This is a genomic window from Variovorax sp. J2L1-78 (assembly GCF_030317205.1).
GTDB classification, from domain to species: Bacteria; Pseudomonadota; Gammaproteobacteria; order Burkholderiales; family Burkholderiaceae_C; genus Variovorax; species Variovorax arabinosiphilus.
In genome coordinates, this window is the sequence record NZ_JASZYB010000001.1 from 1177436 (window position 1) to 1194255 (window position 16820).

13 protein-coding genes and 4 tRNA genes are annotated in these 16820 nt (G+C 67.6%); 5 read left to right on the forward strand and 12 right to left on the reverse strand.

Features of this window, described 5'->3' with window-relative positions:
- Positions 1-15: 15 nt before the first annotated feature.
- The 10 genes from QTH86_RS05705 to QTH86_RS05750 all read right to left on the reverse strand — a co-directional run bounded on the left by QTH86_RS05705 (position 16) and on the right by QTH86_RS05750 (position 10944).
- A tRNA-Leu gene (locus QTH86_RS05705) sits at positions 16-108 on the reverse strand.
- A gap of 72 nt (positions 109-180) precedes the next feature.
- Positions 181-254 (reverse strand) — tRNA-Cys (locus QTH86_RS05710).
- Positions 255-348: 94 nt separating this feature from the next.
- Positions 349-424, reverse strand: a tRNA-Gly gene (locus QTH86_RS05715).
- A gap of 55 nt (positions 425-479) precedes the next feature.
- Positions 480-2927 (reverse strand): endopeptidase La, encoded by a 2448-nt coding sequence (gene lon / locus QTH86_RS05720; RefSeq protein ID WP_286645631.1) that lies wholly within the window; start codon positions 2925-2927, stop codon positions 480-482.
- A gap of 122 nt (positions 2928-3049) precedes the next feature.
- Positions 3050-4315 (reverse strand): ATP-dependent Clp protease ATP-binding subunit ClpX, encoded by a 1266-nt coding sequence (gene clpX / locus QTH86_RS05725; RefSeq protein ID WP_286645630.1) that lies wholly within the window; start codon positions 4313-4315, stop codon positions 3050-3052.
- Between the two features lie 106 nt (positions 4316-4421).
- Positions 4422-5030: an ATP-dependent Clp endopeptidase proteolytic subunit ClpP gene (gene clpP / locus QTH86_RS05730; protein WP_262074659.1), complete on the reverse strand. Its 609-nt coding sequence runs from the start codon at positions 5028-5030 to the stop codon at positions 4422-4424.
- Between the two features lie 99 nt (positions 5031-5129).
- Positions 5130-6443, reverse strand: a complete 1314-nt coding sequence (gene tig, locus QTH86_RS05735) for a trigger factor (RefSeq protein ID WP_286645629.1) — start codon at positions 6441-6443, stop codon at positions 5130-5132.
- Between the two features lie 24 nt (positions 6444-6467).
- Positions 6468-6554, reverse strand: a tRNA-Leu gene (locus QTH86_RS05740).
- 75 nt (positions 6555-6629) lie between these two features.
- The gene (locus QTH86_RS05745; protein WP_286645628.1) at positions 6630-9782 is read right to left on the reverse strand and encodes an efflux RND transporter permease subunit; all 3153 of its coding nucleotides are present in this window, start codon (positions 9780-9782) and stop codon (positions 6630-6632) included.
- Between the two features lie 10 nt (positions 9783-9792).
- On the reverse strand, positions 9793-10944 hold the full coding sequence (locus QTH86_RS05750; RefSeq protein WP_286645627.1) for an efflux RND transporter periplasmic adaptor subunit: 1152 nt from the start codon (positions 10942-10944) through the stop codon (positions 9793-9795).
- Between the two features lie 122 nt (positions 10945-11066).
- Between QTH86_RS05750 and hpnC the strand changes: the two genes are divergently transcribed.
- From hpnC to QTH86_RS05770, 4 genes are read left to right on the forward strand one after another with little or no spacing between them, the layout of a single operon-like run.
- A complete protein-coding gene (gene hpnC, locus QTH86_RS05755) occupies positions 11067-11978 on the forward strand; it encodes a squalene synthase HpnC (protein ID WP_286646757.1) in 912 nt (303 codons plus the stop codon).
- Positions 11979-12006: 28 nt separating this feature from the next.
- Positions 12007-12846 (forward strand): presqualene diphosphate synthase HpnD, encoded by an 840-nt coding sequence (gene hpnD / locus QTH86_RS05760; RefSeq protein WP_286645626.1) that lies wholly within the window; start codon positions 12007-12009, stop codon positions 12844-12846.
- Positions 12843-14099, forward strand: coding sequence for a hydroxysqualene dehydroxylase HpnE (gene hpnE / locus QTH86_RS05765; protein WP_286645625.1), 1257 nt, complete (start codon positions 12843-12845; stop codon positions 14097-14099). Before hpnD ends, hpnE begins: the two co-directional genes overlap by 4 nt.
- The gene (locus tag QTH86_RS05770) at positions 14096-14467 is read left to right on the forward strand and encodes a hypothetical protein (RefSeq protein WP_286645624.1); all 372 of its coding nucleotides are present in this window, start codon (positions 14096-14098) and stop codon (positions 14465-14467) included. Before hpnE ends, QTH86_RS05770 begins: the two co-directional genes overlap by 4 nt.
- Before the next feature lie 2 nt (positions 14468-14469).
- Here the strand turns inward: QTH86_RS05770 and QTH86_RS05775 are convergent, their stop codons facing one another.
- Positions 14470-15216 (reverse strand): HAD family hydrolase, encoded by a 747-nt coding sequence (locus tag QTH86_RS05775; protein WP_286645623.1) that lies wholly within the window; start codon positions 15214-15216, stop codon positions 14470-14472.
- A 15-nt stretch (positions 15217-15231) separates the two neighbouring features.
- Here QTH86_RS05775 and hemH point away from each other — a divergent pair, with 15 nt between their 5' ends.
- On the forward strand, positions 15232-16308 hold the full coding sequence (hemH, locus tag QTH86_RS05780) for a ferrochelatase (RefSeq protein ID WP_286645622.1): 1077 nt from the start codon (positions 15232-15234) through the stop codon (positions 16306-16308).
- Here the strand turns inward: hemH and QTH86_RS05785 are convergent.
- Positions 16290-16796: a DUF1993 domain-containing protein gene (locus QTH86_RS05785; protein WP_286645621.1), complete on the reverse strand. Its 507-nt coding sequence runs from the start codon at positions 16794-16796 to the stop codon at positions 16290-16292. The two genes, hemH and QTH86_RS05785, sit on opposite strands and share 19 nt — an antisense overlap.
- Positions 16797-16820 lie beyond the last annotated feature (24 nt).

Consider the following 16820-nt stretch of genomic DNA (forward strand, 5'->3'; position numbering starts at 1 on the left):
TCCCTTGTCATGCGGTGGTGCCCGGAACCGGGGTCGAACCGGTATGCCCCTTATGCAGGAAGCGGCGGATTTTAAGTCCGATGTGTCTACCAATTTCACCATCCGGGCCGGTCTGGGCAACGAAGATAACCCAAAACAAAACAGCCCCGACAACGATGGTTGGCGGGGCCTGTAAAGAGTTGGAGGCGCGACCCGGAGTCGAACCGGGCTAGACGGATTTGCAATCCGTTGCATAACCGCTTTGCTATCGCGCCACGCTTTTTTTCTGGGTCGTCTCGAAGCTTCGAATTCTTCGTTTTCTTGATTTTTGCGAAAAAAAGGGAAGCCAAAGCTTCCCTTTTTCAAAACTGGAGCGGGATAAGAGACTCGAACTCTCGACCTATACCTTGGCAAGGTATCGCTCTACCAACTGAGCTAATCCCGCGTTTCGAGCCTCAGATTATAGAACACTTTTTCGAGCCTCTACAAGGCCCACGGTCTCAATGCTTGATCGACCCTTCTGCCGGAGCCGGCGCTGCCGCGCGCTGCTTCGACAACTCGGCGACGGCCGCCGCTGAAGCCGCCACTTCCTCGTCGGACAGCGGCGTGGGCATCTTCTCGAGCGCGATCTCCAGCACCTTGTCGATCCACTTGACCGGCACGATCTCGAGGCCGTTCTTCACGTTCTCGGGAATGTCCTGCAGGTCCTTGGCGTTCTCCTCGGGGATCAACACCGTCTTGATGCCGCCACGCAGGGCCGCCAGCAGTTTTTCCTTCAACCCGCCGATGGCCGTGACCTCGCCACGCAGCGTGATCTCGCCGGTCATCGCGACATCGCCGCGCACCGGGATGCCGGTCAGCGCCGAGACGAAGGCCGTGGTCATCGCCGCGCCGGCGCTCGGGCCGTCCTTGGGTGTGGCGCCGTCCGGCACGTGGATGTGGATGTCGCGCTTTTCGAAGACGTCGTCGCGGATGCCCAGGCGATGCGCACGGCTGCGTACGACCGTGCGGGCAGCCTCGACCGATTCCTTCATCACGTCGCCGAGCGAACCGGTGCGGCTGATGATGCCCTTGCCAGGCATCGCGACGGCTTCGATGGTCAGCAGATCGCCGCCGACCTCGGTCCACGCCAAGCCCACGACCTGCCCCACTTGGTTCTGCTTCTCGGCCAGCCCGAAGGTGTACTTGCGCACCCCGAGGAAGTCGTTGAGGTTGGCCCCGTCGACTGTGACCTTGGGCGTCATCTTCTTGAGCAGCAGCCCCTTCACCACCTTGCGGCAGATCTTCGACAGCTCACGCTCGAGCGAGCGAACGCCGGCTTCACGCGTGTAATAGCGCACGATGTCGCGCACCGCCTCTTCGGTGATCAGCAGTTCCTCTTCCTTCACGCCGTTGTTCTGCATCTGCTTGGGCAGCAGGTACTTCAGCGCGATGTGCGTCTTTTCGTCCTCGGTGTAGCCCGCCAGGCGGATGACTTCCATCCGGTCGAGCAGCGCCGGCGGGATGTTCATCGAGTTCGAGGTCGCCACGAACATCACGTCCGACAGGTCGAAGTCCACCTCGACGTAATGGTCGCCGAAGGTGTGGTTCTGTTCCGGGTCCAGCACCTCGAGCAGCGCGCTCGACGGGTCGCCACGGAAGTCGGTGCCGAGCTTGTCGATTTCGTCGAGCAGGAACAACGGGTTGCGCGTGCCGATCTTGTTCAGGCTCTGGAGCACCTTGCCTGGCAGCGCGCCGATGTAGGTGCGGCGGTGCCCGCGGATCTCGGCCTCGTCGCGCATGCCGCCCAGCGCCATGCGGGTGTACTTGCGACCGGTCGCCTTGGCGATCGACTGCCCGAGCGAGGTCTTGCCGACGCCCGGTGGACCCACCAGGCACAGGATCGGCGCCTTGACCTTGTCGACGCGTTGCTGCACCGCGAGGTATTCCAGGATGCGGTCCTTGACCTTGTCGAGGCCGTAGTGGTCTTCGTTGAGCACCGCCTCGGCGTGCGCCAGGTCGTGCTTGATCTTGGTCTTCTTGCTCCAGGGCAGGCCGATCAGCACGTCGATGTAATTGCGCACCACGGTCGCTTCGGCCGACATCGGCGACATCAGCTTGAGCTTCTTGAGCTCGCCCTCCGCCTTCTTGAGCGCTTCCTTGGGCATCTTGGCGAGCTTGATCTTCTTCTCGATCTCCTCGATGTCCGCGCCGTCCTCGCCCTCGCCCAGTTCCTTCTGGATCGCCTTGACCTGTTCGTTCAGGTAGAAGTCGCGCTGGTTCTTCTCCATCTGGCGCTTCACGCGGCCGCGGATCTTCTTGTCGACGTTCAGGATGTCGACCTCGCGTTCGAGCTGGCCGTAGAGGTTCTCCAGCCGCTCCTTGATGCTGTCGAGGTCGAGCACCGCCTGCTTGTTGTCGAGCTTGAGCGGCAGGTGCGCGGCGATCGTGTCGGCCAGGCGGCCCGGGTCATCGATGCTGGAGATCGACGTGAGGATCTCCGGCGGGATCTTCTTGTTCAGCTTGACGTACTGGTCGAACTGCTGCATCACCGCGCGGCGCAGCGCCTCGATCTCTGTGCCCTTTTGGGCGGCGCCCTCGGGCACCTCGACCGGCGTGACGTTGGCGGTGAAATGCGTCTCGCCGTCATGGATGCTGTTCACGCGGGCGCGCTGCTGGCCCTCGACCAGCACCTTCACGGTGCCGTCGGGCAGCTTGAGCATCTGCAGGATGGTCGAGACGCAGCCGACCTCGAACATGTCCTCGACCGAGGGCTCGTCCTTGGCGGCGGCTTTCTGGGCGACCAGCATGATGCGCCGTTCGGCTTCCATGGCCAGTTCGAGCGCCTTGATGCTCTTGGGGCGGCCCACGAAGAGCGGGATCACCATGTGGGGGAACACGACGACATCGCGCAGCGGCAGCAGCGGCAGGTCGATCGCGTCGGGAGGCAGGGGAGTATGGCCGGACATGCGAATCCTCGGAGTGATCAGGCAGAAGTGGCACGCGCCGCGCGGATTTCAAGACCCGGCGGCGCGTTCATGGTAGGCCACGCGCCAGGCGCGTGGTGATTCGGGCGGAATGGCCCTGGCACTTAGGCCTTTTTCGCCGCCTCGCGGTACACGAGCAGCGGCGGCTTGTTTTCCTCGATGGTCGATTCCTCGACCACCACCTTGGCGACGTTCGTCGCATTCGGCAGCTCGAACATCGTGTCGATCAGCGACTGCTCCAGGATCGAGCGCAGGCCGCGTGCGCCGGTCTTGCGCGCCAACGCCTTGCGGGCGATGGCCTTGAGCGCGGTCGGGCGGATTTCCAGGTCGACGCCCTCCATCTGAAGCAGCTTGGTGAACTGCTTGACCACCGCGTTCTTCGGCTCGGTCAGGATCTGCACCAGCGCGTCCTCGCTCAGCTCGGCCAGCGAGGCCACGACCGGCATCCGGCCGACCAGTTCGGGGATGAGCCCGAACTTGATCAGGTCCTCGGGCTCCACCTCGCGGAACACCTCGGTGATGCTGCGCTGGGCCTTGCTCTTGACCATGGCGCCGAAGCCGATGCCCGAGGCCTCGGTCCGGTTCTCGATGACCTTCTCCAGGCCCGCGAAGGCGCCGCCGCAGATGAACAGGATGTTGGTCGTGTCGATCTGCAGGAAGTCCTGGTTGGGGTGCTTGCGCCCGCCCTGAGGCGGCACGCTGGCCATCGTGCCTTCGATGAGCTTCAGCAGCGCCTGCTGCACGCCCTCGCCCGACACGTCCCGGGTGATCGACGGGTTGTCCGACTTGCGCGAAATCTTGTCGATCTCGTCGATGTAGACGATGCCGCGCTGGGCCTTCTCGACCTCGTAGTTGCAGCTCTGCAGCAGCTTCTGGATGATGTTCTCGACGTCCTCGCCGACATAGCCGGCCTCGGTCAGCGTGGTGGCGTCGGCCATCACGAAAGGCACGTCGAGCATGCGCGCGAGCGTCTGCGCCAGCAGTGTCTTGCCCGAGCCGGTGGGGCCGATCAGCAGGATGTTGCTCTTGCTGAGCTCGACCTCTTCGCCCTTGGACTTCTCCTTGTGGCGCAGGCGCTTGTAGTGGTTGTAGACCGCCACCGACAGCATGCGCTTGGCCGGCTCCTGGCCGATCACGTAGCTGTCGAGGTTGGTCTTGATCTCCAGCGGCGTCGGCAGGTCGCTGCGCGCCTCGCGCGCCTCGTCGCCCGCGGGCAGTTCGTCGCGGATGATTTCGTTGCAGAGATCGATGCACTCATCGCAGATGAACACCGACGGACCGGCGATCAGCTTCTTGACCTCGTGCTGGCTCTTACCGCAGAAGGAGCAGTAAAGCGTTTTCTCGCTGGAAGAGCCTTTTTTCTCGGCCATGGGCAAATGCCTCGTAACAGGGGTGGATCAATGATAACGAAACAAAAACGGCGTTCTCCGTGTGGAAAACGCCGTCGTTGCGCAGGCGCCGCAGCGCCGGGCGGGATCAGCCGCGCTTCGAGATCACCTGGTCGATCAGGCCGTAGTCCTTCGACTCGTCGGCGGTCAGGAAGTAGTCGCGCTCGGTGTCGCGGGCGATCTTCTCCAGCGGCTGGCCGGTGCGCTCGGCCAGGATGCGGTTCATCTGCTCGCGCGTCTTCAGGATGTCGCGTGCATGGATTTCGATGTCCGTCGCCTGGCCACGGGCGCCGCCCAGCACCTGGTGGATCATGATCTTCGAATTGGGCAGCGAGAAACGCTTGCCCTTTTCGCCGGCCGCCAGCAGGAAGGCGCCCATGCTGGCCGCGAAGCCGATGCACAGGGTCGACACCGCCGGCTTGATGAACTGCATCGTGTCGTAGATCGCCATGCCGGCGCTTACGCTGCCGCCAGGCGAGTTGATGTAGAACGAAATGTCCTTGTCCGGGTTCTCGCTCTCGAGAAAGAGCAGCTGGGCGACCACCAGGTTGGCCGTCTGGTCGTTGACCTCGCCCACCAGGAAGATCACGCGCTCTTTCAGCAGGCGCGAATAGATGTCATAGGACCGCTCGCCGCGGCCGGATTGCTCGATCACCATCGGCACCATGCCGAGACCTTGGATGTCCTGTGCGCTCATGAATAGCTCCGTTCAGTGCTTGACCTGCCGGGAATTCCCCGGTGAAGGGTCAGATGGGGATGGTGCCGGCGGGTGCAAGCCCCGCCGGGCGCGCCATGATCAGGCCTGCTGCGCCATCAGTTCGTCGAAGGACACCGACTTGTCGGCAACCTTGGCCTGGCCCAGCACGAAGTCGGTCACGTTGTTCTCGATCACGACGGCTTCGACTTCGGCCAGGCGGCGGTTGTCGCTGAAATACCAGCGCACCACGTCGGCCGGCTTCTCGTAGCTGGCCGCCAGTTCGTCGATGTGGGCCTTGATCTGCTCCGGCTTGGCCTGCAGGTTGTTGGCACGCACCAGTTCGGCCACCACCAGGCCCAGGCGCACGCGGCGCTCGGCCTGCGGGCGGAAGACCTCGTCGGGAATCGGGGCCTTGTCGGCGTCCTTGATGCCGCGCTGCTTGAGTTCGGCACGCGCGCCTTCGACCATGCGGTCGACTTCGGACTGCACACTCGACTTGGGCAGGTCGAGTTCGGCGTTGGCGATCAGCGCGTCCATCACGGCATTCTTGTTGCGCGCGAGCACGCGGAACTTCACTTCGCGCTCGAGGTTGCGCTTGATGTCGGCGCGCAGGCCTTCGACCGTGGCTTCCTCGATGCCGAGCGACTTGGCCAGTTGCTCGTTGACTTCCGGCAGGTGCGAGGCTTCGATCTTCTTCACGGTGACCATGAAGTCGGCCTGCTTGCCGGCCACGTCCTTGCCGTGGTAGTCGGCCGGGAACGACAGCGGGAAGGTGCGGCTGTCGCCCGACTTCAGGCCGCGCACGGCGTCTTCGAATTCCTTGAGCATCTGGCCTTCGCCGATGATGAACTGGAAGTCCTCGGCCTTGCCGCCCTGGAAAGGCTCGCCGTCGATCTTGCCTTCGAAGTCGACCGTCACGCGGTCGTCGTCGGCGGCAGCCGCGTCCTGCGGGCGCTGCGCGAAGGTGCGGCGCTGCTTGCGCAGGATGTCGAGCGTCTTGTCGATGGCTTCGTCGCTCACGTCGGCCGTGACGCGCTCGACCTCGGCGTTGGCCAGGTCGTTGATCTTGACCTCGGGGAACACCTCGAACACCGCGTCGAAGGCCATCACGCCCTCGGGCGCCTCTTCCTTCTCGGTGATGCGCGGCTGGCCGGCCACGCGCAGCTTGGCTTCGTTGGCCGCCTGCGAGAAGGCTTCGCCGACCTTGTCGTTCATGACCTCGTAATGCACCGAGTAGCCATAGCGCTGGGCCACGACGTTCATCGGCACCTTGCCCGGACGGAAACCGTCCATCTTCACGGTGCGGGCCAGCTTCTTCAGGCGGGAATCGACTTCCGACTGGATGGTGCCGACGGGCAGCGTCAGCGTGATCTTGCGCTCGAGTTTCTCGAGGGTTTCAACATTCACGGTCATTTCGTTCTTCCTTGTGAGGTGTGCTGGTGCGCGGGGCCGGACTCGAACCGGCACGTTCTTGCGAACGTCAGGACCTAAACCTGGTGCGTCTACCAATTTCGCCACCCGCGCGGTCAGGTGAATCAAGCAAAAGCGGGCGGCCTCCAGATGCAGACCACCCGCTTCGAAATCGGTCAACCGCGCATTTTAGACGCTAACCGGGGCCGCCTTTTCTTCTCGCTTCACGCGGAAGGCGGCGGCGTACATCGCCGGGAGCGCCAGCAGGGTCAGCACGGTGGCCACGATCAGGCCGCCCATGATGGCGACGGCCATCGGCCCCCAGAAGACGCTGCGCGACAGCGGGATCATCGCCAGCACCGCGGCCGCGGCCGTCAGCACGATGGGGCGCAGCCGCCGCACGGCGGATTCGACGATCGCATCCCAGGCCGGCACGCCGGCGGCGCGGTCGCTCTCGATCTGGTCGATCAGGATCACCGAGTTGCGCTGAATCATCCCCATCAGCGCAATCACGCCGAGCAGCGCGACGAAGCCGAAGGGCCGGTTCAGGATCAACAACGCCGCCGCCACACCCGCAATGCCCAGCGGCCCGGTGATGAACACCAGCAGCGCCCGGCTGAAGCTGTGCAGCTGCAGCATCAGCAGCGTGAAGACCAGGAACAGCATGATCGGTATGCCCGCCACGATCGAGGTCGAGCCCTTGCTGCTCTCCTCCACCGCGCCGGCCACCTCGATGCGGTAGGCGCCCTGCCCGGCCGCGCGCCACTTCGCTTCCAGCGCGCGCAGTTCGGGCAGCAGTTGCTGCGTCACGGTCGCGCCCTGCAGGCCTTCGGCGATATCGGCGTTCACCGTGATGGCGTAGTCGCGGTTCTCGCGCCACATCACGCCCGGCTCCCAGGTGAAGACCGGCCTGGCGATCTGCGCGAGCGGGATCGAGTGGCCCGACGCCGTCGGCAGGTAGGCGTTGCCGATGTCCGAGATGGCTTCGCGCTCGTCGGGCGACTGGCGCAGCACGATGTCGATCAGCCGGTCGTTCTCGCGGTACTGGCCGATGGTGGTGCCGCTGAACATGGTGCGCGATGCCTGGGCGATGGCCTGGCTCGTCACGCCGAGCGCGCGCGCCTTGTCCTGGTCGACGTCCAGGCGGATCACCTTCACCGACTCGTTCCAGTTGTCGTTCACGCCACGCGTGTTCGCGTTCTGCCGCATCGCCGCCTTGACTTCGTCTGCATGCAGGCGCAGCTGCGACGGGTCGGTGCCGATCACACGGAACTGCACCGGGTAGGCCACGGGGGGGCCGTTCGGCAAGAGCTTGGCGCGGGCGCGCACCTCGGGAAACTCCTGGGCCAGCAACGCGGGCAGGCGCTGGCGCAGGGCGTCGCGCTGATGCAGATCCTTGGCCAGCACCAGCACCTGCGACGCGTTGGTCTGCGGGAAGATGTAGTCGAGCGGCAGATAGAAGCGTGGCACGCCGCTGCCGATCCAGGTCGTGGCCGACGCGACCTCCGGCTCCTGCATCAGCCGCTGCTCCACGCGCCTGGCGATGTCCTCGTTGGCGGCGAAGGCGGTGCCTTCGGGCGACCACAGGTCGACCAGGATCTCCGGCCGGCTCGAATCGGGGAAGAACTGCTGCTGCACCCGCCCCATGCCCACGATGCCGAGCGCGAAGATCGCCACGGTCGCGCCGATGGTGAGCCAGCGGTGCGCCACGCACCAGTTCACCGCAGCGCGGAAGGCGTTGTAGAAGCGTGAATCGAACAGCTCGTGCGGCGGCGCATCCGGGTCGTGGGGCTTCACCTTGAGCAGCAGCGTGCCCAGGTACGGCACGAAATAGACCGAAACGATCCAGCTGAGCACCAGCGCGATGACGGTCACCGCGAAGATCGCGAAGGTGTATTCGCCGGTGGTCGACTTGGCCAGGCCGATGGGCAGGAAGCCCGCCGCCGTGATGAGCGTGCCGGTCAGCATCGGCTTGGCCGTCACGTCGTAGGCGAAGGTGGCGGCGCGGGTCTTGTCGTAGCCCTCCTCCATCTTCCGCACCATCATCTCCACCGCGATGATCGCGTCGTCCACCAGCAGGCCCAGGGCGATGATCAGCGAGCCGAGCGACACCTTGTGCAGCCCGATGCCGAAGTAGTTCATGGCTAGGAAGGTCACCGCCAACACCAGCGGGATCGTGATCGCCACCACCAGCCCCGGCCGCATGTCGATGTGCCAGCCGAAGCGCCCGCCCTTGTGCAGGCCGAGGGCGATGAAGCTCACGGCCAGCACGATCACCACCGCCTCGATCAGCACATGCACGAACTCGTTGACCGAGGTCGCCACCGAGACCGGCTGGTCCTGCACCTGGGCCAGCGTCACGCCGGCCGGCAGGCGCTGGCCGATGTCGGCCACCGCCACGCGCAACGCCTGGCCCAGCGCGATGATGTCGCCGCCCTTGGCCATCGAGACGCCCAGTGCGACGACTTCCTTGCCCTGGTGATGCACCTTGACGGCCGGCGGGTCGATCGTGCCGCGGCGAATCTCGGAAATGTCGCCCAACCGCAACTGGTTGCCCGAGGTACCGCGGATCGGCATCTCGCGCAGCTGCTCGACGCTGGTGAACTGACCGCCGACGCGCACCTGCACCATGTCGAGCGGCGACTCGATCGTGCCGGCGCTCTCCACCGCGTTCTGCGCACCGATCTGCTGCAGCACCGCGTTCATGTCCAGGCCCAGCTGCGCCACGCGCTTCTGCGACACCTCGACGTAGACCTTCTCGTCCTGCAGCCCGAACTGCTCGACCTTCGCCACGTCCTTCACGCGCAACAGACCCTGGCGCACCTCGTCGGCGAAGGTCTTGATTTCCGCCGGCGAATAGCCGTCGGTCTGCAGCGCATAGATCACGCCGTACACGTCGCCGAACTCGTCGTTGAAGAACGGCCCCTGCACGCCGCCGGGCAGCGTGCCCCGCATGTCGCCGATCTTCTTGCGCACCGTGTACCAGACGTTGGCCACCTCGCTGGGCTTGGACGAGTCCTTGATCTCGAAGATGATCATCGACTCGCCGGGCTTCGAATAGCTGCGGATCTTGCTGGCGTACGGTGCCTCCTGCAGCGTGCGCTCCAGCTTGTCGGTCACCTGCTCGGCCATCTGTTGCGCAGTCGCGCCGGGCCAGTAGGTGCGCATCACCATGATGCGGAAGGTGAAGGGCGGGTCCTCGTCCTGGCCCAGTTGGAAGTACGAGGCGAAGCCCAGCACCATGAACGCGATCATCAGGTAGCGCGTGAGCGCCGCATGCTCGAGCGCCCATTTCGACAGATTGAAACCGGCCTTGCCGGTCGCTGGGCTCGGGGTGGTCATCGCGCCGTCCTCAGCGCGAGGCGGCCGAAGCCGGTGCCGCCACGGTGCCGCCTGCCGCGACCGGCGTGGACTTGCCCTGGTAAATCGACACCTTCTGCCCCGGGGCGAGCACATGCACGCCCGCCACCACCACCTGCATGCCTGGCTCGAGACCCTGGGCGATCACCGCCTCGTTGCCGTCCGCCGTGGCCACCTGCACCGGCTGCGAGCGCACCGTCATGCTGGCCTTGTCGACCAGCCACACCGCGGAGCCATTGCCTTCCTGGCGCAGCGCGCTGGTCGGCAGCTTGATCACCGGCGCGCCGACGTGCGACAGCGCCTGCGGCCGCGCGTAGACCGTGGCACCCAGTGGCGGCGCCGTGGCGGCATCGATCGCCACTTTCACGGTGTAGGTGCGCGTCACGGGGTCGGCGCTGGCGCCCACCTCGCGCACCTTGCCTGGCAGTTCGGGGCCGCCGGCCCAGCCGCGCACGGCCACGTCGGAGCCCGGCTTGATCTGCGCCGCCCGGTCTTCGGGCACCGCGAAGACCGCGTCGCGGGCGCCGTCCTGGGCGATGCGCAGCACCGGCGTGCCGGCCGACACCACCTGGCCGGGCTGCGCCTCGATGGCCGTGACCACGCCGGCCGTATCGGCCACCAGGGTCGCGTAGCTCGCCTGGTTCCCCTGCGAGGCGAGCTGCGCCTGCGCCTGTTCGAACTGGGCTTGCGCCGACTTGTAGGTGGTTTCGCGGCGCTCCAGTTCGGCGCCGCTGATGAAGTTCTGCGCCCGCAGCTCGCGGTAGCGCTTGAGGTCCGCCGCCGCCAGGTCGCGGTTCGTCTGGGCCGACGCCTGCTGCGCGCGGGCGGCATCGGCGGCCAGGCGGTAGTCCTGCGGATCGAGCTGCGCCAGCACCTGGCCGGCCTGCACGCGCTGCCCGAGTTCGGCCTGGCGCCGAAGGATCTTGCCGGCGACACGGAAGCCCATCGGCGTCTCGATGCGGGCGCGCACCTCGGCCGAGAACTCGGGGGCGGTGCCGTAGGCGCTGGCGCCCACGGTCTGGACCTTGACGGCGCGCACCGGATCTTCGGCGGCGGGTGGCTTGGAGCAGCCCGCCAGGGCCGCGGCGACGAGCACGGCGGCGACGGGAAGCGAGTGGGCGACGGAAACGATCGATACGGCCATGAACCACCTTGAGAACTGACGGGCCATTAATGACCGAAGGGTTAGTAATTTTGTGGGATGCCCCCCGGACTGTCAACGAACCGAGGCGTGCCACGCCCTTCACCGACAATCGCCGCGTGCCAATGTCCCCCTCTTCCGACACCGCCGCAACGGCGCCAACCCTCGCGCCACTGCCGACGCACTATGAGAACTTCCCGGTGGCGTCGTGGCTCTGCCCGCCACGGTTGCGTCCGCCCATTGCGGCCATCTACGTCTTCGCCCGGACGGCCGACGACATCGCCGACGAGGGCGAGGCATCGCCCGCGCAACGGCTGGCCGACCTGCACGCCTTCCGCGCCGACCTCGCCGCGATCGCGCAGGGCGGCGCCGCCTCGGCGCGCTGGCCCGCCGTCTTCGGCCCGCTGGCGCATGCGATGCGCGCCTTCGCCCTGCCCGAGGCCTTGCTGGCCGACCTGCTGTCGGCGTTCATCCAGGACATCGAGAAGACCCGCGACGCCGGGCGCTACGCCGACCGGCCCGAACTGCTGGACTACTGCGCCCGCTCCGCCAACCCGGTCGGGCGTCTGCTGCTGCATCTCTATGGGGTGAACGAGCCCGCGGCGCTGGTGCAGAGCGATGCGATCTGCAGTGCGCTGCAGCTCATCAATTTCTGGCAGGACCTGCGCGTTGACCTGCCGCGCGGCCGCTTCTATCTGCCGGACGCCGACTGCGCCGCCCACGGGATCGCGCCCGCGGCCTTCGACACCTTCCGCCCACGCGGCGATGCCCCGCCGCCGCACGCGGCCCTGGCACTGGTCGCCGCCGAAGTCGCCTGGGCGCGTGGGCTCATGCAACAGGGCACGCCCCTCGTGCACCGCCTGCCCGGACGCATGGGCTGGGAACTGCGGCTGGTGGTCCAGGGCGGACTGCGCATCCTCGACAAGATCGAGGCGCTGGGCTTCGACACCTTCACGCAGCGCCCCACCGTCGGCAAGGCCGACGCCCCGCTGCTCGCCTGGCGGGCGCTGCGGATGCGGAGACAATCGACGCAATGACTCCCCAGAAGCCCAACGCCCCCGATCGATGACGCCCGCGCAGTACGTCCAGCAGAAAGCGGCCGCCTCGGGCAGCAGCTTCTATTACGCCTTCCTGTTCCTTCCCACGCGCCGCCGCGCCGCGATCACCGCCTTCTATGCCTTCTGCCGCGAGATCGACGACGTGGTCGACGAGGTACGGGACCCCGGCGTCGCCGCCACCAAGCTGGCCTGGTGGCGCACCGAAGTCGCCCAGGCCTACGCAGGCCAGCCGCACCACCCGGTCATGCAGGCGTTGATGCCGCTGACGGCCGAGCACGGCATCGAGGCCGCGCAGCTGCAGCAGATCATCGACGGCTGCCAGATGGACCTCGAACAGACCCGCTACCTCGACTTCCCCGGCCTCAAGCGCTACTGCCACCTGGTGGCCGGCGTGGTCGGCGAGGTCTCGGCGCGCATCTTCGGGCAGACCGATCCGCAGACCACCGCCTACGCCCACACGCTGGGCCTGGCGCTGCAGCTCACGAACATCATCCGCGACGTCGGCGAAGACGCACTGCGCGGGCGCATCTACCTGCCGGTGAACGAGCTGCAGCAGTTCGACGTCAAGGCGCACGAAGTGCTCAACCGCATCCACTCCGACCGCTTCGTAGCGATGATGAAGTTCCAGGCCGAGCGTGCGCACCGCACCTACGACGAAGCCCTGGCGCTGCTGCCGGCTGCCGACCGCCGCAGCCAGAAGCCGGGCCTGATGATGGCCAGCATCTACCGCGCATTGCTGCGCGAGATCGAGCGCGACGACTTCCAGGTGCTGAACCAGCGCGTGAGCCTCACGCCGCTGCGCAAGTTCTGGCTGGCGTGGCGCGTGCAGGCCCTGGGGCGGATTTGAGGATCGCCGTCATCGGCGCCGGCTGGGCCGGCCTGGCCTGCGCCATCGAGGCCACGCGCGCCGGCCACCTCGTCACCCTGTTCGACGCCGCCCGCATGCCCGGTGGCCGCGCCCGCCGCATCGACGCCGGCCACAACGGCGCCCCGCTGGACAACGGCCAGCACATCCTGATCGGCGCCTACCGCGAGACGTTGGCGCTGATGCGCACGGTCGGCGTCGAGCCGGACGACACGCTGCACCGCACCCCGCTCTCGCTGCGCTTCGCCGACGGCGGCGGCCTGGCGCTGCCGCGGATGGCGGCGCCGCTCGACCTGCTCGTCGGCATCGCCACCGCACGCGGCTGGACCTGGGCGGACAAGGCCTCGCTGCTGCGCACCGCCCTGCGCTGGCGACGCGCCCGCTTCCACTGCACGCCCGAAGCGACGGTGGCGACGCTGTGCCGCGGGCTCACGCGGCGCGTCATGCAGGAGCTGATCGAGCCGCTGTGCGTCTCCGCGCTGAACACGCCGGTCGACGAGTCGAGCGGCACCGTCTTCCTGCGGGTGCTGAACGACGCCCTGTTCGACGAGCGCGGCGGCGCCGACCTGCTGCTGCCGCGCGTCGACCTCGGCGCCCTGCTGCCCGACGCCGCGGTGCGCTGGCTCGGCCTGCGCGCGGCCACGGTGCGCACCGGCTACCGCGTGCAGACGCTGGTGCGCACCGACACCCACTGGCAGGTCGACGGCGAGGATTTCGATCGCGTCGTGATCGCCGGCGCGCCCTGGGACGCCGCGCGCCTGGTGCGCGCCGCCACCATCGATGCCGACGACTGGCTGGCCGTCACCGACGCGCTGCGCTACGAAGCCATCGCCACGCTGTATGCCGACGGTGCGCCCGCGCTGGCGGCGCCCATGGTCGCGCTGCGCACCGGCCCCGGCGCGCCGGCGCAGTTCGCCTTCGACCGCGGCCAGCTCGGCGGGCCGCACGGCCTCATCGCGCTGGTCGTGAGCGCGAGCGAACTGCCACGCGAGGCGCTGGAAGAACAGGCGCTCGCGCAGGCCGCCACGCAGCTCGGTGCCACGCGGCTTCGCATCGTGCAGACGGTGATCGAACGGCGCGCCACCTTCGCCTGCACGCCCGGCCTTCGCCGCCCCTGGATGCAGATCGCCCCCGGCCTCGCGGCGTGCGGGGACTACCTCGACGGTCCCTACCCCGCCACGCTCGAAGGCGCGGTGCGCAGCGGCCTCGCGGCCGCACGCTGGATCGGTCCATGACGACACTCGACTACCTGGATTTCGACGTGAGCGAAGAAGCCGACGGCAGCGCCAGCTTCGACGCCGTGGCCTCGGTCGGCCCGCAACAGCTGCCGGCCGTGCATGCCGAGATCGTCGCCGTGCTGGACTGGGCCTACGCCGCCTTCGCCGGCCAGCGCGCGCCGCTGGACGACGGCGGTGCGTGGGACTTCGACCTGCAGTCGCTGCAGGAGTGGAGCCTGTCGGAAACGCTGACCTACGACCAGGACAGCGGCCAGCTCGACGTCCGCCCCGGCACCACCGGCGCGCCGCGCCACACGGTCAGCCTGTCGATCGTCGGTTCAGCGGACTTCTGCGCCGCCTTCCGTGCGGCGTTCGCCATCGACTGACGCTACTGCGCGTCCAGCGCCATGCACAGCGCATGCAGGTTCGGCACGACCAGCTGCGGCCGCGCCCCGTGCGCCCAGGGCTTGCGCTCCTCGTCGGTGTCGCGCACCAGCCAGGCCGCCTGCATGCCGGCGTCGAGCGCGCCCACCACATCGAGCATCGCGTCGTCGCCCACGTGCAGCACGTCGCGCGGCAGCAGGCCGACGGAGGCCGCGGCCGCGCGGAAGATCGGCGCGTGCGGCTTGCCGCTGCCGAAGGCGCGGGCGTTGAAGGCGGTGCGGAACCAGCGGCCCACGCCCGTGCGATGGATGTCCGCATTGCCGTTGGAGACGGCCACCAGCGGATAGCGTTCGCTCAGCCATTTGAGCGCTGGCAATGCATCGTCGTAGAGCTCGACGCGCTGGCGCTCTTCGAAGAAGGCGTCGAAGGCCGGGTCGGCCAGTGCCGGGTCTTCGCCGGCACGCCGAAGCGCCGCACGGATCGATTCGCGGCGCAGCGCGCTGAGGTCGTGCGCCAGGTCGGAACGCTCCCGCTCGGTCGCCTGCCGCAGCTCGCGCAGCACGCCGGGCGTGACCAGCAGTTCGGCGGTCTTCGGTGCCTCGCGCAGCAGCCAAGCGTGCAGCACGCGCTCGGCCCGCTCGATGGTCGGCCAGATCGGCCACAGGGTGTCGTCCAGGTCGAGCGAGATCGCCGCGATGCGCTTCACGTCGAGTCCGTCGTGGCCTGCCAGGGCCGGTGTCTCCAAGGTCATGGCCCAGAATATCGCATGCCTTCCAAAACGACATCCGGCAACGGGGAACCCCCCCCCCGCCCAGCCGAAGACCGCACCGCCATCCTCTGGTGCAACCTCGGCTCCCCCGACGAGCCCACGGCCCCCGCGGTGCGCCGCTACCTCTCGCAGTTCCTGCACGACCACCGCGTGGTCGAGATCCCGCGCGCCCTCTGGTGCCTGATCCTGCACGGCATCATCCTGCGCGTGCGACCGGCCAAGTCGGCCGCCAAGTACCGGAGCATCTGGCTGCCCGCAGGCTCGCCGCTCAAGGTCTGGACCGAGAAGCAGGCCAAGCTGCTGGCCGGCTGGCTCGGGGAGCGCGGCCACCGGCTGTCGGTGCGGCATGCGATGCGCTATGCGAGCCCGTCGATCGCCTCGCAGCTCGACGCCGCGCAGGCCGAGGGCGCGACCCGCGTGTTGGTGATGCAGGCCTACCCGCAGTATTCGGCGACCACCACCGCCAGCGTGATCGACGCCGTGACAGCATGGACGCGCACGAAGCGCAGCCTGCCCGAACTCCGCTTCGTCAACCAGTACCACGACGACCCGCGCTACATCGACGCGCTGGCGCAGGGCGTCGAAGCCTACTGGAAGCAGAACGGCCGGCCCGACCAGCTGGTGATGAGCTTCCACGGCATTCCCGAACGCAACATCCGGCTCGGGGACCCGTACCAGGGCCAGTGCCTGGAGACGGCCCGCCTGCTGACCGCGCGCCTGGGGCTGTCGCCGAGCGCCTACCGCGTGACCTTCCAGTCGCGCTTCGGCCGCGCCAAATGGCTGGAGCCCTACACCGAGCCGACGCTGCGCGAACTGGGTGCCGCCGGCACGGCACGGGTCGACGTGATGTGCCCGGGCTTTCCGGCCGATTGCCTCGAGACGCTGGAAGAGATCGCGATGGAAGGCCGCGAAGCCTTCCTGCATGCGGGCGGCAAGGAATTCCACTACATCCCCTGCCTCAACGACAGCCCGGCGTGGATCACCGCGCTGACCGGCATCGCCGAGCGCCACCTCGCCGGCTGGCCAACGAAGCCCCTGCCGGGGGAGGCGTCAGCTCAGAACGTGCCGAGGTAATCCATCTTCCCGACCGGCACGCCGCTGTGGCGCAGCACGCCATACGCGGTCGTGACGTGGAAGAAGAAGTTCGGCAGCGCGAACTGCAGCAGGTAGCGCTCGGCGGTGAAGTGCATCTCGCCGCGGCGGTTCTTCACGACGACGTCGCGCGTTTCGAAACCGTCGATCTGCGAACGCTCGACGGTCTTCAGGAAGTCGAGCGTCTTCGCGACGCGCGCCTGCAGTTCCTCGTAGGTCGTCTCGGTGTCGGGAAAGCTCGGCGCCGTGATGCCGGCGAGCCGCGCCGCACCCAGCTTGGACGCATCGCTCGCGCTCTGCACCTGGCCGGCCAGCGTGAACATGTCGGGCGCCAGCCGCGCGCCGACCAGCGTCGCCGTGTCGATGTCGTGGGCCTGCGCGTGCGCCAGCCCCTTGTCGAGCAGATGGGCCAGCTGGCCGAGGCCACGGGTGAAGACAGAGACGGACAGGTCGTAGAGGGATAGCGCCATGGGATGCTCCGGATGAATGTTCGC